The 14,260-nt window shown below is 39.6% G+C and carries 14 protein-coding genes; 7 read left to right on the top strand and 7 right to left on the bottom strand.

The window, feature by feature from the left end:
• Positions 1 to 206 precede the first annotated feature (206 nt).
• The 4 genes from leuC (at position 207) to leuB (ending at position 4,105) form a co-directional block, all read left to right on the top strand.
• Positions 207 to 1,625: a 3-isopropylmalate dehydratase large subunit gene (leuC, locus tag HUN22_RS10085; protein ID WP_217484383.1), complete on the top strand. Its 1,419-nt coding sequence runs from the start codon at positions 207 to 209 to the stop codon at positions 1,623 to 1,625.
• Between the two features lie 18 nt (positions 1,626 to 1,643).
• Positions 1,644 to 2,291 (top strand): 3-isopropylmalate dehydratase small subunit, encoded by a 648-nt coding sequence (gene leuD, locus HUN22_RS10090; RefSeq protein WP_016144239.1) that lies wholly within the window; start codon positions 1,644 to 1,646, stop codon positions 2,289 to 2,291.
• Positions 2,292 to 2,403: 112 nt separating this feature from the next.
• Positions 2,404 to 2,994: a hypothetical protein gene (locus HUN22_RS10095; protein WP_016144240.1), complete on the top strand. Its 591-nt coding sequence runs from the start codon at positions 2,404 to 2,406 to the stop codon at positions 2,992 to 2,994.
• 31 nt (positions 2,995 to 3,025) lie between these two features.
• On the top strand, positions 3,026 to 4,105 hold the full coding sequence (gene leuB / locus HUN22_RS10100) for a 3-isopropylmalate dehydrogenase (protein WP_174728730.1): 1,080 nt from the start codon (positions 3,026 to 3,028) through the stop codon (positions 4,103 to 4,105).
• A gap of 52 nt (positions 4,106 to 4,157) precedes the next feature.
• On the opposite strand, the gene HUN22_RS10105 is transcribed toward leuB, so the two are convergent.
• A complete protein-coding gene (locus HUN22_RS10105; protein ID WP_174728733.1) occupies positions 4,158 to 4,565 on the bottom strand; it encodes a hypothetical protein in 408 nt (135 codons plus the stop codon).
• A 169-nt stretch (positions 4,566 to 4,734) separates the two neighbouring features.
• Here HUN22_RS10105 and HUN22_RS10110 point away from each other — a divergent pair, with 169 nt between their 5' ends.
• Positions 4,735 to 5,109, top strand: coding sequence for a lysozyme inhibitor LprI family protein (locus HUN22_RS10110; RefSeq protein WP_174728735.1), 375 nt, complete (start codon positions 4,735 to 4,737; stop codon positions 5,107 to 5,109).
• A gap of 51 nt (positions 5,110 to 5,160) precedes the next feature.
• Here the strand turns inward: HUN22_RS10110 and infA are convergent, their stop codons facing one another.
• On the bottom strand, positions 5,161 to 5,382 hold the full coding sequence (gene infA, locus HUN22_RS10115; protein ID WP_001284370.1) for a translation initiation factor IF-1: 222 nt from the start codon (positions 5,380 to 5,382) through the stop codon (positions 5,161 to 5,163).
• A 262-nt stretch (positions 5,383 to 5,644) separates the two neighbouring features.
• On the opposite strand from infA, the gene HUN22_RS10120 reads away from it, so the two are divergent.
• Positions 5,645 to 6,655 carry an AraC family transcriptional regulator gene (locus HUN22_RS10120; protein WP_125738596.1) on the top strand — a complete coding sequence of 337 codons (1,011 nt, stop codon included), beginning with the start codon at positions 5,645 to 5,647 and terminating at the stop codon, positions 6,653 to 6,655.
• Between the two features lie 242 nt (positions 6,656 to 6,897).
• On the opposite strand, the gene truA is transcribed toward HUN22_RS10120, so the two are convergent.
• The 5 genes from truA to asd form a co-directional block, all read right to left on the bottom strand.
• Positions 6,898 to 7,695: a tRNA pseudouridine(38-40) synthase TruA gene (truA, locus tag HUN22_RS10125; protein WP_174728738.1), complete on the bottom strand. Its 798-nt coding sequence runs from the start codon at positions 7,693 to 7,695 to the stop codon at positions 6,898 to 6,900.
• A 20-nt stretch (positions 7,696 to 7,715) separates the two neighbouring features.
• The gene (locus tag HUN22_RS10130; protein WP_025470543.1) at positions 7,716 to 8,681 is read right to left on the bottom strand and encodes an asparaginase; all 966 of its coding nucleotides are present in this window, start codon (positions 8,679 to 8,681) and stop codon (positions 7,716 to 7,718) included.
• A gap of 58 nt (positions 8,682 to 8,739) precedes the next feature.
• Positions 8,740 to 10,005, bottom strand: a complete 1,266-nt coding sequence (locus tag HUN22_RS10135; protein WP_217485526.1) for a hypothetical protein — start codon at positions 10,003 to 10,005, stop codon at positions 8,740 to 8,742.
• A gap of 59 nt (positions 10,006 to 10,064) precedes the next feature.
• Positions 10,065 to 11,414 carry a type IV pilus assembly protein FimV gene (locus HUN22_RS10140; RefSeq protein WP_174728741.1) on the bottom strand — a complete coding sequence of 450 codons (1,350 nt, stop codon included), beginning with the start codon at positions 11,412 to 11,414 and terminating at the stop codon, positions 10,065 to 10,067.
• A gap of 148 nt (positions 11,415 to 11,562) precedes the next feature.
• Positions 11,563 to 12,681, bottom strand: coding sequence for an aspartate-semialdehyde dehydrogenase (asd, locus tag HUN22_RS10145; protein WP_005066045.1), 1,119 nt, complete (start codon positions 12,679 to 12,681; stop codon positions 11,563 to 11,565).
• A gap of 187 nt (positions 12,682 to 12,868) precedes the next feature.
• On the opposite strand from asd, the gene HUN22_RS10150 reads away from it, so the two are divergent.
• Positions 12,869 to 13,978, top strand: a complete 1,110-nt coding sequence (locus HUN22_RS10150) for an endonuclease/exonuclease/phosphatase family protein (protein WP_174728744.1) — start codon at positions 12,869 to 12,871, stop codon at positions 13,976 to 13,978.
• The last annotated feature ends 282 nt before the right edge of the window (positions 13,979 to 14,260 follow it).

Raw genomic sequence — 14,260 nt, forward strand, 5'->3', positions numbered from 1 at the left:
AGGCATTAGAGTATAAGATTAAAAATTGATTATGCAAATGATAATCATTAACAAAAACGATTTATTAAATTTGGGGTTTTTTTTAGAAATTAAAATTGATTCCAAAAAGTTTTCTAATTTATAAAAATGATAAATTAGATTTATGTGAAACTCTGGCTATAATCGAAGAAAGATTAGAATTACCCAGTCCAATGGAGCAAGACGACATGGCAGGCAAAACTTTATATGACAAATTGTGGGATGACCACGTTGTTTCACAGCGTGATGATGGCTCATGTTTACTTTATATTGACCGTCATTTATTGCATGAAGTGACTAGCCCACAAGCATTTGAAGGTTTGCAACTTGCGGGTCGTCAACCATGGCGTTTAAGCGCAAACGTTGCGACACCGGACCACAACGTTCCAACATCTAAAAAAGAACGTGACCAAGGCATTGCTGGTATTGAAGATGATACATCTCGTATTCAAGTTCAAACCTTAGATGACAACTGTAAAGCTTTCAATATTGTTGAATTTAGCATTAATGATATCCGTCAGGGGATTGTGCATGTCGTTGGACCTGAACAGGGCTTAACTTTGCCGGGTATGACGGTGGTGTGTGGTGATTCACATACAGCGACTCATGGTGCTTTCGGTTGCTTGGCGCATGGTATTGGAACATCTGAAGTTGAACATGTGTTAGCAACACAATGTTTGATCCAGAAAAAATCTAAGAACATGTTAGTGCGTGTGGATGGCGTATTAGGTAAAGGTGTAACACCAAAAGATGTGGTATTGGCCATTATCGGTAAAATCGGTACTGCTGGTGGTACAGGCTATGCAATCGAATTTGGTGGTCAAGTTTTCCGTGATATGTCGATTGAAGGGCGTATGACGGTATGTAACATGGCGATTGAAGCAGGTGCTCGTGTCGGTATGGTTGCCGTTGATGACAAAACCATTGAATACGTGAAAGGCCGTAGCTACGCACCCAAAGGCGAGCAATGGGATCAAGCAGTTGCTTACTGGAACACTTTGCATTCAGACGAAGATGCTATGTTTGATGCTGTAGTTGAGTTAAATGGCGCAGAAATCGAACCACAAGTATCTTGGGGAACTTCGCCAGAAATGGTTATTCCTGTCACTGAAGCTGTACCAACTTTAGAACAAGCGAAAGATGATGTTCAACGTAATGACTGGACACGTGCTTATCAATATATGGGTTTAAATGCAGGTCAGGCATTAGCTGATATTCAGCTTGATCGTGTCTTTATTGGTTCTTGTACGAATTCTCGTATTGAAGACATCCGTGCTGCGGCTGAAGTGGTTAAGGGCCGTAAAGTGGCATCTACCATTAAACAAGCCATGATTGTTCCGGGTTCTGGCTTAGTTAAACAACAGGCTGAAAAAGAAGGCTTGGATAAAATCTTCTTGGAAGCTGGCTTTGAATGGCGTGAACCAGGTTGTTCAATGTGTTTAGCAATGAATGCAGATAAGTTACAACCAGGTGAACACTGTGCATCGACGTCTAATCGTAACTTTGAAGGCCGTCAAGGCAATGGTGGTCGCACTCACTTGGTGAGCCCGGCAATGGCGGCAGCGGCTGCAATTGCAGGTCACTTTGTTGATGTTCGTTCATTTTAATTCGGTCTGGAGCAAACCATGAAAGCTTATACAGTTGAACAAGGTATCGTTGCACCATTAGATCGTGCCAATGTTGATACAGATTTAATTATTCCAAAACAGTTTTTGAAATCAATCAAACGTACAGGTTTTGGCGACAACTTATTTGATGAGCTTCGTTATTTAGATGAAGGTTATCCGGGACAAGACAATTCAGTGCGTCCCAAAAATCCGGATTTCGTTTTAAACCAGCCTCGTTATCAAGGAGCAACCGTTTTGATTGCTCGAACTAACTTTGGTTGTGGTTCAAGCCGTGAACATGCGCCTTGGGCATTAAACGAATATGGTTTCCGTACAGTTATTGCACCAAGCTTTGCTGATATTTTCTTTAATAACTGTTTCAAAAATGGCATGTTACCTGTCATTTTGCCAGAAGAAGTTGTTGATCAGTTATTTAAAGAATGTGCTGCCAATGAAGGGTATCAATTAACAATTGATTTAGCGGCTCAAGAAGTACGTACGCCAACAGGTGAAGCTTTTAAATTTGAAGTTGATCCATTTCGTAAGCATTGCTTGTTAAATGGTTTGGATGATATTGGTTTAACGCTTCAAAATGCGGATGCAATTCGCGCTTATGAAGAAAAAACTAAACAAGTTCGTCCTTGGGTATTCCAAGAGTTAAATTAACCTTTTGGTACATTTTAAACATAGTCATGGCATAGCGTTCAAACTCTTGCTAACATGCTAAAGCATAAAAACACCTTAAAATTATGCACTAGATGAGGATTGGGCTTGAACAATGAAGAGGAACGTTACTCATAGCTTTTTGTTGAGCCTGTGCGCAATAACACTCAGTGCTTGTCAGAGCACTTACAATGTAGTGGATACTGTCCGTATTAAGCAGGCTGAACAAGATAGTTTGGGGCAGAATGCAGCGATATATTGTTCGGGTGCGAAAAGTTGTGAATTTGAACGACTAAATGACATTACTGTAGTGGATGCGCAAACACGTCGAATTAGTAATCAGGCAATTCATCAAGGAATTGTACGATTACAAGGTTCAGTGCTTAGCCAAAGCAACAGCTTGTATTTATCTGTACCTGCCAAACAATATGAAGTGGTAATCCGTTTCTATCCGATCTCTCCAGATCGGGCTGAAACAATCCATGTTATTCACCAGTTTAATGCCAACCATCGCTATACATTTAAAATGTACCGAGACAAAACTAACCGTTCGGGTAGTTTGCTGAATGTTTCTGTACCAGATCCATTATGCGTTGACTTAGAACAAGATGAGCGAGTTATTCGCCGCTTTTGTCGACCATTTGATGTGACAACAGGGCTAGGTGAATTTGTCGAACAGAAGAAACTAACGCCACGGCAGTTATAACACTGCTTGTCTTTGGAAAATGGAAAAATTTATGTCTAAACAGATTTTAATTTTGGCTGGTGATGGTATTGGTCCTGAAATTGTTGGGGCGGCAGAAAAAGTATTAAATACAGTAAATGAAAAATTTAATTTATCGTTAACTTGGGAACATGGCCTATTAGGCGGTGCGGCAATTGATGCACATGGTGAACCGTATCCTGCTATAACAAGTGAACAAGCAAAAAAAGCTGATGCAATTTTATTGGGTGCGGTAGGCGGACCGAAATGGGACACCATTGAGCGCTCTATTCGTCCTGAACGTGGTCTTTTAAAAATTCGTAGTGAACTCAACTTGTTCGCTAACTTGCGTCCAGCGATTTTATATCCGCAATTAGCAGATGCTTCTAGCTTAAAGCCTGAAATTGTTGCTGGCTTAGATATTCTTATTGTTCGTGAACTTACCGGCGGTATTTATTTTGGTCAGCCACGTGGTATTCGTGAACTCGAAAACGGTGAGAAACAAGGCTATAACACTGACGTTTATTCTGAAAGCGAAATTAAGCGCATTGCAAAAGTAGCTTTTGAACTTGCCGGCTTGCGTGGTGGTAAAGTTTGTTCAGTTGATAAAGCGAACGTTTTGGAAGTAACAGAACTTTGGAAGCAAACAGTCACTGATTTACAGCAAGCGAATTATTCAAATATTCAGCTTTCACATATGTATGTCGATAATGCTGCAATGCAACTTGTGCGTGCGCCTAAACAGTTTGATGTGATTGTAACGGGTAACTTGTTTGGCGATATCTTATCTGATGAAGCAGCAATGCTTACAGGCTCAATCGGCATGTTGCCATCTGCATCATTAGATGAAAATGGCAAAGGTATGTATGAGCCTTGCCATGGTTCTGCACCGGATATCGCGGGTCAAAATGTGGCGAACCCATTGGCAACTATTCTTTCTGTTGCAATGATGCTTCGTTATACCTTCCGTGAAGAAGCTGCTGCAAAAGCAATTGAAGATGCAGTAGGCCAAGTGCTCGATCAAGGTTTGCGTACAGCAGATATTATGTCAGAAGGCATGACAAAAGTGGGTACAGCTGAGATGGGTGAGGCTGTTGTAGCTGCTCTTGCTTAGAAGCTTCTTATAAAAAACGCAGCTCAATGCTGCGTTTTTTTGTGCCGATGTTTTAGCAGGCTTTCCCTTCATATTGAATAGACTCGGCAATATCATTTTTAAGTTGGAAAATCACTTTGCAATTGAAATTTAGATCATAAGAGTTACTGCTTAAATTCCCTGATTGTATGGGAACAGAGCCACCTCTCATATCAATATTACTCACCATTGGAATTGGAATGCTTAACGGACGTAAAATCGTATAGATGAGTTGATTGGATGTTTTTTGTGGAGTGTTGGCGACTTGAAAGCCAAGACTCCGTAGATTGATATCTTGTTGAATGGTCGCCGATGATTTACCTAAAAAGCTTTTTAAATATTCCTGTAAATCTACGGATTGACGTGGGTGGCTAGCACAACCGTTAAGACAAATAATTATGAAAGACAATAAGCCAATTTGGTAGCGGGTATGTATGTTCATTTTTCTCTCTATATAAAATTATATTTATTGTTATAGAACGGTAGGTTGGATTGACTAGCTTGTAAAGAAGAAAAGGAAGATTATGATAAATGGAGAATGAGTTTATTTAGGGATTTATACTAATATTCAAAAGGTTTTATAATTATTTTGTAAAAAACTTAAGGAAAACATGATGAAAAAAATACTTTTTGCATTTTTATGCAGCTTTGGAATGACTGCGGTCTATGCAGATAACTGTGATAGTGCCCGCAATACTTACGATGATATTTACTGTACAAATAAAATTTATGCGAGCGCTGATGCAGATCTGAATAGGAACTATCAAGCACTACGCGTAAAGTTAAACACCGCGCAGAAAAATATTCTTAAGAAGTCTCAGCTTGCATGGATACGTCAACGTGACGCCGAGTGTACAGATTCAAATAGAAATAGTGTAGACGTGCAATGTCGTTTACAGACAACGCAAGAAAGAAACCATTGGCTGCAAGAAAGATTGCGGGAATGCCAAACGGTAGGATGTAAAACCAGTCGCTTAAATGAATAAATGACGCAATAAAAAAGCCACATCATAAAGTGGCTTTTTTGCATTCACTAATTAGCGAGCACGGTACGTAATACGACCTTTAGTTAAGTCATATGGAGTCATTTCGACTTTTACACTGTCGCCAGTAAGAATACGAATATAGTGTTTACGCATTTTACCAGAAATGTGTGCAATAACTTCGTGACCGTTTTCAAGACGTACACGGAACATCGTATTAGGAAGCGTTTCGGTGACAACGCCTTCGAACTCAATGAGTTCCTCTTTATTGGCCATAGCCTACCTGATGATCAAATTGGAAAGGCGCAAATTATAGTCAATTTTTTTAAAAAAAACAAGATAGACACACTTCTGCTAAAGCATCTGGTTAAAGTATGACTAATAAAAAAGATGTAATTTTTTTCACAAAAGAAGAGTAATTCTGTTGTCAGTTTGGTCAATCAACGCTAATCTAAAATCATAGTTATTAGGGACTGTTAATTGCATAAAGGTCAACAGCCCTAAATATCAATGAAGTATCTACATGGAAGGGCACTGCGTGGGTCAGCTAACAGATGCATCAGTTGTATTACGCTTTGGCTACCAAGCGATTCGTCGTGCGGGTTTGCCAACAGAAGAAATATTAACCAAAGCGGGAGTTGCTTTAAATCAGGTCGATACCAATGCACGTACACCGTTAAGTGCACAGTACGCCTTTTGGACTGCCGCTCAGGAAGTCAGTAAAGATCCAGACATTGGTCTGCATTTAGGTGAACATTTGCCTTTGTATCGAGGGCAAGTGATTGAACATCTATTTATTAGTAGTGAAACCTTTGGCGAAGGCTTAAAACGAGCCTTAGCTTATCAACGACTCATTAGTGATGCATTTGATGCAAAACTAGTGGTTGAAGACGGTCGTTGTTATTTAACCAATGGTGAACAAATTGGTGCTGACAATCTTGTCAATCGTCATTTTTCTGAATGTGCAATTTCGGGAATACTTAGATTTTTTAAGTTCATTACCGAAGGGCAATTTCATCCTATTTTCATCGATTTTAATTTTAGCGAAGGCGCCTCTGAGGATGAATATTTCCGTGTGTTTGGCTGCCCAGTGAGCTTAGGCCAGAAAGAGACACGTTTATATTTTGACCCAGCTATTTTAGATTTCCAGCTTTGGCAGGCAGAGCCTGAGTTATTACAATTGCATGAGCAGCTCGCCATTGAAAAATTGCAGGAATTGGCCCGCTATGATTTGGTAGGTGAAGTTCGTCGCGCAATTGGTTCAACACTGGAAAGTGGAGAAACAACCTTAGAAACGGTTGCTGCTCAACTGAATATTACTCCACGTCGCTTGCGTACCCAGCTCAGTGAAGCAAATACAAGTTTTCAGCAAATACTTTCTGACTATCGTTGTCGATTAGCTAAAAAGCTTTTGGCAAATACCAATGAGAGTGTTGAGCGTATTGTATATTTAACTGGTTTCTCTGAACCGAGTACGTTCTACCGTGCATTTAAGCGTTGGACGAATGAAACGCCGGTTGAATACCGTAAGCGTAAGCAGCACCGTTAATTTATTCTATGTCATGACGGAGTCGTGCCATTGAGGCTTTAATAATTGGATTGGCTTTCAGCTAGAGTTACTTTTCTTTCGGGAAAAGTAACCAAAACCATTGTCATACGCAAAACCTGTTAGATAATTATCAATATCTAATGCATCGCAAAAACATATAATTATATATTTAGGGCAGGTTGCGTATGACTTTATCGCGTATCTTATTTAATGCTTAATTTGGATACTGAGTTTTAAATGTTTTAATCTGGTAAGTTTAGCCAATGTGGTCCAAGTGGTGGCTGTGGCAAATCAAACTGCTCAGGATAATTACACTGAATAAAATAAAGACCATCGGGTGGGGCGGTTACCCCTGCTGCCTTACGATCCTGTGCTGCAAACATTGCATCGATATGATCAATCTCATACATGCCTTGACCAATTTCGAGTAAGCAACCGACAATATTACGCACCATATGGTGTAAAAAACCATCTGCTTCAATATCTAAAACTAAATAGCGCCCATGTTCAAATAAACGGCAATGTTTTACATGTCGAACAGGCTGGTTTGACTGGCATGCTGCTGCGCGGAAAGTTTCAAAGTTATGCGTTCCTTCAAATTTACTGGCAGCTTCAATCATCTTTTGCACATCTAACTTTTGATAAATGTGAGTAACTTGCTTGTGTAATAGGGCTGGGCGATGGGGCGCGTTATAGATGATATAGCGGTAACGTCGTGCAGTCGCTTTAAAACGCGCATGAAAACTTTCATCCATCAGTTTAATCCACTGAATGGAAATATCCTTAGGTAGTTGACTGTTTGCCCCTCTTAACCATCCTGTTTCTGGACGAATAGCATTCGTATCGAAGTGCGCCACCATATTTGTTGCATGTACTCCCGCATCAGTACGGCCCGCACCGTGAAGTGCAATGGGCTCATCTGCAATTTTACTAAGTACACGCTCGATCGTTTCCTGAACGCTGGCAACGCCTGGCTGTTGTGTTTGCCAACCTCGGTATTGAACTCCGCTAAATTCAATACCGACCGCATAACGTTGCATAGCTTTACCTCTATTTAATGCTAATTTTCATTCCAATGGCTTAGCCATTGTTCTGGGGTTGGGTATTTTAAATAGATTTGAAGTGCTTTTGCATAAAGATCTGCATGACTATGTGCATCACTGATGACAATTTTTGCAGTTTTGGCCCATGCACTAATCGCATAACGTTGGTCAATACCACCGAATGTCACTTGAGTTGTGAGAATCGGGACGCAGCCACGTGTGTAAAGCTCATCTAATGTTGCAAGTAATTCTTGGTTTACAGCGATATTGCCTGTACCAAAACCTTGTAACACTAAAAAGTGCGGAGGGGCAGGAAGTAAGTGGCGTAATTGCTGTACTAAGTGCTGTGTTGCAATAGGTTGCATCATCCAGTTTAAAATCTGGAATGAAGCAGCTCGTTCAATTTGGGCATCTTGTACAATCAATTCATTTTGCTGAGGTGTAAACTCAACTTCACTACTTAACCCTGAGAATGCATCGAGTTCAGTTGTATGCGTTTTTAATGCAGTTTGCGCATGGAATACTTGATGGTGGAATGCGAGATAAGCACCCACAGGTAAAGCAATCACTTGTTCTAATGCAAGATATAAGTTCTCAATTGCATCAGTAAATTCACGGGTATTGTCACCTTGAATATTAAGTAATGGGTATTGGCTACCGGTAATCACAATATGACAGCTTTGGCCTAAAAAGCGGGCTAGGGTTGCAGCTGCATAACTGAGCGTGTCTGTACCATGAATAACAACGAAATGCTGATAACCTTCAAGTTGTAGTTGTTGTATACGTTGAATTAGGCGTAACCAATCAGGCGCCGTACATGCACTGCTATCAACAATATTGGGCGCAGCGAAGCAGTCAACTGTTAAGTGTGGCGGAATCACTTTTTCAAGTTGAGGTAGGAATTGGTCATAAGGCATAGGAGCTAAAGGTTCACCAATACAACCAAAAGTACCACCCATATAAAATAAGGCTATTTTTTTCATATTATTGCAAGCATAAAAAAGCAGTCATCTCTGACTGCTTATGGTAAAACGATCAGCTTTAAGAAGCTATGCGATTAAGTAAGTTTTTCGCACGTTGTTGTTGTTCTGTGTTGAATTTTTGCTCATTGCTTGCCAATAAGGCTTGAGCTGCTGGGTAAGCACCTAACTTGATGTATTGCTCAGCCAATTTTAGATCAAGTTCATTTTCATCTAACTGTTTTAATTCTGGAAAAGCTTCTAGAAGAGGGTCTTGGGTTTGATTTTGAGTCGTTTCTTCGCGTACTAAATCTACATGGTTTTGAGTTTCAATCTCTGTTGTTGTAACTAAAGTAGGCTCATCTAGCGAAAACTCAAGAGGTGTTATTGAATTCGCTTCTAATGGAGCTTGTTTTACCAATTTAAGCTCATCTAATGATGATATCTGCTCATGAGATTTTGTCTCTGGATTTGGAGAATTTAATTCAAGATTAAAATCCAAAGTATTGCTATTGTTCTCTTGGTTTGCTGGTGTTTCTATTACTTGGGCTTTTTCCTCAGATTCATGTAAAGGTGCCAAGTCAAAAGAAAACTCTAAGTCAGCCAAATCATTTGTTTGTTGAGATGATGATAACTCTGATTCCTGTGTGGGTTGGTTGGTACTTTCTGTAGACGTGCTTTGCTCAAATGAAAAGTTAAACTCTAAAGGTTCAACTTCAACAGTAGGTTCTTGCTTTACAGGGGTATAGTCTTGCTGCAAGTTATCGAAAGAAGTTTCAGAAGAACTTGTCGTTAACTGGTCAAACTGAGCTGTTGCATCAGATGTATTTTTTGATTCTGGGTATGTTTGAGCTTGAGGAAAATCGATGGCATCTGGTTGTCTTGATGACTCATATTCTTTTTGTCTGGCTTCTGCTTGAATGGCTATTTCATTGAGCGCCAAGCTACGAATATGGCTAATCAGTTGACTTATTGCAAACTCATCTTTTTGTGCAATATGAATTTCAAGAAGTAATAAATACAGTTCGTGCTGGGTATTATCTTTTTTGAGCGCCTGATTGACTTGAGCTTCAGCTGCTGAAAATTGTCTTTCTTGAATAAGTAGCTGAATTTTTTGACGTACAGCCTCAGGCACAGGACTACTTTGTGGAAGAGTAGGAGTAACCTCTTCAACTATGTTGGTTTTATTTTTTTCACGTAAGTTTTTACTCGATTTAGAGTTCGCTTTTTTACTCGTTTTTCTATTTGCTACTTTAGGGGAGGTGGCCTCTTGCTTCTGGCTAGTCTCGCGTTTCTTTAAAATGACAGCGACCACGAGCAATATGATGAACGGAATCACATATAACATTACTTTCCCCTTAAAAAATAAATATTTGCAATATAAAGCGAGCTAACTCTGATTTTAACTTAATGTTTTTGCTTATGAGTCTGTTGCTGTGCTTGTAACTGCTGTTGTAACTCTGCCAAACGCGCATTCAAGAGTTGAATACGTTGGTCTTTTAAACGTAAAGTTTGATTTAGTTTGGTTACATTCCTTTGTAATGTAACGGTTTTTTCTCTTGTTGTCATAACTTTTACTGCTAACTCAGTATTGTTTTGACTTTGTTGTGTGCTCTTTTTAGCACTTCCATGCTTAGAATTTTGACTGTTTTCAGCCACAATACTCATTTCGGCTTGCTGTAATCGGTATTTTGCTTTGCCAGGAGTTGATTTTGCAGAATGTACTGTGTCTGTTTTTGACTTGTTTTGCTGAGATTTAGCAACAGGAGAGTGGCTTAGGTTAAGCGCAATTCCCTGACGTAACCGATTTACATCACCCTGAATAAAAGCATGTCGGTTTTGAGCTTGAATATCATGCATGACTTTCGCAACAGGTTGTTTAGTTTTCGCTGCAATACGATTAGCAATACTCCATAAAGACTCGTTTCGCTGTACCACATACTTACCTGATGTTGCTGGTCCTTTGTAGGAACTTAGAGATTGTTTCTTTGCAGAATTTTGGTTAAGCGTCTTTTGAGGAGCAGATTTCTTTTGCGCTGTTAGTTTGTTGATTGGAGTTTTTGGTGAACTGTTTGTAGCAGTCTTAGAACTGGTTGGTTTAATTCCTGTCTGATCTGGAGTAGTAGCTATTGCAACTTGTTGAGTAACCTGATTAGCAGAGTTTTCATTGGAAGTATTGGATGAGTTTGGGTTTATCGCTGGAGCAGTTTCAGAATTAATATTAAGGCTATGTTCACTATGCGAACTCGTTGTAGTTGGATTCGAATTTGCTGATGCATAACGGGTACTTTCTGGCAGATTTAGAGCAATATCTTTTTCATTGACAATAAATTGAGGTGATAAAGTACTTTCGTTATTTTCAGTCTTTTTTATAGAAGAAGGTTTAATTACAGTTTTGATATGTTGCAACCGGGTGGCAGAACCTTCACTAATTTTTACTACAATATTCAGTTCAGGGTCATTAACAGGGCGAGATGAGGTAATAACAATAACCCCTGAGCCTTGGCCGTTTTGGCGTGTATAAAAATTAAGATTCCCGGGCGGCTGATGAGTTACCCCTAACGCGTTTAAATCTTCGGGAGTCGCTAGACTGACTTGTAAAGTAACGTTGGGGTCAGCTTGTTGGAAATTCATTTCGGCATATAACAAATCACCGGGTGCGGACTGAATTTGTATAGGATCTAATGTAATCGCATAAAGAGAAGGCGAAGACATAATGGTGAAAATGGCAATTTTTAATTTGTTATAAACAGTCATCTCAATCCATGACCTAATAAGTCGTAAAGTCGCTCAAAATTATACAATAATGAAATGTAAATAAATTGTAAAATTTTCACAAACCAGTTACGAAAAAGCCGATCTAATGTGATCGGCTTTTTATTTTGACTGAATAATTCAAATCAAATTATGAGCTTTTGTACTCAACTAGGATGCGTAACATGCGACGTAAAGGCTCAGCAGCACCCCAAAGTAACTGGTCACCAACTGTAAATGCACCTAAATATTCTTTACCCATATTGAGTTTACGCAGACGACCTACAGGCACAGTCAAAGTACCAGTCACAGCAACAGGAGTAAGGTCAGTCATAGACGCTTCACGAGTGTTCGGTACAACTTTCGCCCATTGACTTGAAGTACGAATCATATCTTCGATTTCATCAAGCGGCACATCTTTTTTCAACTTGATAGTAAGGGCTTGAGAGTGACAACGCATTGCACCAATACGGACACAGTGACCGTCGATAGGAACAATTTGTGAGTTACCCAAGATCTTGTTGGTTTCAACTTGACCTTTCCACTCTTCTTTTGATTGGCCGCTTTCAAGTTGCTTATCAATGTAAGGAATCAATGAACCCGCTAATGGCACACCAAAGTTAGCAGATGGGAAACCTTCACCACGTTGTAACTCAGCAACTTGACGATCAATATCCAAAATTGCAGATTTAGGATCATCTAACAAAGTTTTGGTATTGTTGTATAAGTAGCCCATACCGGTAAGTAGCTCACGCATGTTTTGTGCGCCCGCACCCGATGCTGCTTGATAAGTCATAGCAGTCATCCACTCAACCAAATTATTCTGGAAAAGTGAACCGACACCCATCAACATAAGTGATACTGTACAGTTACCGCCTACGAAAGTTTTAGTGCCGTTAACCAAGCCGTCTTTGATAACGTTAAGGTTTACTGGGTCAAGAACGATGATTGCATCATCTGACATACGTAAAGTTGAAGCTGCATCGATCCAATAGCCATCCCAACCAGTCGCTTTTAACTGTGGGAAAACCTCAGACGTATAGTCACCACCTTGACAGGTAATAATGACATCCATTTGCTTCAGACTATTAATGTCTGTAGCTTCCATAAGTGCTGGGGCAGTCTTACCACCAAATGAAGGAGCTTCACCACCTGCATTACTGGTAGAGAAATAAAATGGCTCAATATGAGCAAAATCATTCTCTTCAACCATACGTTGCATAAGGACGGAACCGACCATCCCGCGCCAACCGACCAGACCTACTTTCATGTCATTTTGCCTCGGTGCGTTAAAATTGTTAGGGGGAGTTGAGTGTATCAAAAGTGTCCACAACTGCAAGCGTTACAGAAACAAAACACCATCTTTATTGAGTAGAATATCTTGTTTATGTTACATACAAAATTGATAAAGATGACAAAAACGTTAAAAAACAAATCATCTTAAAAGAGAAAATTCAATGATTTATATCGAAGTTCTAGCTGGTCTGGTGATTTGGTTGAGTTTCTGGTCACTTATTCCTCGTGATGAGTGGTGGTTTCGTGGTGCGGATTTTCCTCGGTTGCAGATTCTATTCGTTGGTCTGTTAGCCTTTATGGGGATGCTGTTTTGGCCCGCCGAATGGAATCTCTGGCGTGAAATAGTATTGGCGGTCCTCATCGCCGCGATTGCTTATCAGCTTAAAATGATTTTGCCCTATACTTTGTTTTGGAAAAAACAGGTTAAAAAGGTTAAAAAGCATCAGTTAGACCCTAAAAAGCAGATTTCACTGCTTGTTTCTAATGTGCTCACTCCTAATGATAAATATCATTTGCTACTTGAGCATGTACGGACGTTAAAACCTGATTTATTACTTACTTTAGAAAGTGACAAGACGTGGGAAAACGCGTTAAAAGAGATTGAAGGCGACTATCCTTATCGTGTTCCTGTACCTTTAGATAATTTATATGGCATGCATTTATATAGCCGCTTACCTTTATCAAATACTGAAGTTAAATTTATTCTTAGTGATGAAATTCCCTCTATTCATACTACTGTGACTTTACGATCAGGTATGTCAGTTCAACTCTATTGTTTACATCCGAAGCCTCCTAGCCCAACTGAGGCGAAGGATTCAACTTTACGTGATGCTGAACTTTTAATTGTTGGCGATCAAATTAAAGATCTAGATGAAAGCTGTATTGTGATGGGGGATTTAAACGATGTAGCATGGTCACGTACTACGCGCTTATTTCAGCGGATTAGTGGATTACTTGACCCGCGAGTTGGACGACATTTCATTAATACTTTTCATGCGGATTATCCGTTGCTGCGTTGGTCTTTAGACCATATTTTCCACAGTACTGATTTTGGTTTGGTTACAATGCAGCGTTTACCTCATATCGGATCTGATCATTTCCCTGTCTATGTTGTTTTGCAGACTGGTCGAATATTTGAACAAGTTCAAGAGGAACTGGAACAAACTCAAGATGATGAAGATGAAGCTCAAGCCGCAATACAAGAAGGTATTGCTAAAGCTGAAAAAGAAGAAAAAATAGTGACTGATAGAATTGCTCAGCCTTATAAATAAAAAGAATATAAAAATTGATGTAAGCAATATCGTACAAAGATTTGAGTCTAGGGCGAATAGGCAGATGGTTATAAAAACCTTATTCTACATTCATCGGCACACGGAACCGGGAATGGATAATCCCACGTAAGGATACACTAAGCTGATATGGAATAGCATCACGGATCAGATGTTGGAACGGAAACGATAAAAATAATTATTACCCGAAAGCACAACCTCATTTACCCGAGTTTTGCAGGACGCAGAACTCGGGTTGATATTTTTATATACCTTATTTAAATC

This window comes from Acinetobacter lactucae (assembly GCF_013344765.1).
Classification (GTDB): Bacteria; Pseudomonadota; Gammaproteobacteria; order Pseudomonadales; family Moraxellaceae; genus Acinetobacter; species Acinetobacter lactucae_A.